The following is a 1234-nucleotide window of genomic DNA, read 5'->3' as shown; positions in this document are numbered from 1 at the left end:
GCCGCGCTCGCGGGTCGGGCGCAGGCCGCCGCCGTGCCTTTCCGGGCGCTGGTGGCCGACTGCGCCTACGGCGACAATGCGGCCCACGCCGCTGAACTGTGGGCCGCGGGGCTGCCGTTCGTGCTCGCGCTCAAGCCACACCAGGGTTCCTGGGCGCCGGCCGATGCGGCGCACACGCCGATCGACGCCGCCCGCGAGCTGGAGTGGGGAGGTCCCCAAGCGCCAGGCGCCTGGACCGAGGTCGTGCGGCGGTTTCGCGACGGCCACACCAGCGTGTGGTGGGCCGCCGACGCGGCCTTGGGCGGCTACGGCCCGCACCAGGCGGTCCGGCTGATCGTCGCGACCGTCGACCCGGCGACGCTGCCGGCCAAGGCGACCTGGTATCTGGCCACCAACCTGCCCCGTCCCGGCAGCGTCCGCGCGCGCTCCAGCCCGCATCCGGCCGCCGACCTGGCCGAGATCGTGCGTCTGTTCGGCCTGCGCACCTGGATCGAACAGGGCTACAAGCAGGTCAAGGACGAACTCGGCTGGGCCGATTTTCAGGTCCGCTCCGATGCCGCGATCCGCCGCCACTGGGCCCTGGTGATGTGCGCGTTCACCTTCTGCTGGCATGCCCGGCCCGCCGACTCGGCCCCGTCACCGCAGGTCCCGCCCGCCCCGACCGACGCCGACAGCGGAGAGAGGGGGGTCCATGGCCACGACGCCATCCGCGGCACTGTGTCGGCCCCGAGCCGTCCGCCACGTCCGCGGCTGGCTGACCCCCTGCGCACTGCTGCAACGCTGGTGGCGCAACTGGTCAACCAGGCCCCCGCCCGCTGAACTACAAGCCCTGGTCACAGCCGTCACCGCAGGACGCCCCCTCAACCTCTACGCCCCGCCCTAACAAACCACCGACTAGTACAAGCTGGCGACCCTGGAGGAGTGTGAGCAGGCGCCAGCGGGGCCCAGCTGCCGTATCAGTCAGGATAATAGGCCGTTGGTTGGACGACGATGCCACCCAAGTAGGCCTCACCGGCCCGGTAGCAAATATCATCGATCAGCACAAGACCGTCGGCAGTGACCTGTACACATTCCACGCCGTCATCAGCGTGTACCGCTCGGAATCCGCCGCCAAGGCTAGTGTTCCCCATCTTGATTAGGCGTCCCGCCAAGTCGGTTGGAGTTGACCCGGTTTGGTGGACACCTGATCTCTGAGGAACCCTGGTTCCCAGAAGAAGGAGTTCACTGTGCCGAA

General features: G+C 69.4%; 1 protein-coding gene. It reads left to right on the top strand.

Annotation, left to right across the window (positions count from 1 at the left end; translation table 11 throughout):
• Positions 1–819 (top strand): IS701 family transposase (locus ACSDR0_RS50700; RefSeq protein WP_435296148.1); only part of this gene is annotated, 819 nt, incomplete at its 5' end.
• Positions 820–1234: the final 415 nt, after the last annotated feature.

It is taken from the genome of Streptosporangium sp. G11, from assembly GCF_051192615.1.
Lineage (GTDB): Bacteria > Actinomycetota > Actinomycetes > Streptosporangiales > Streptosporangiaceae > Streptosporangium.
Note: the sequence above shows the minus strand (reverse complement) of the source record. Positions and strands in the feature narration are given on the sequence as shown.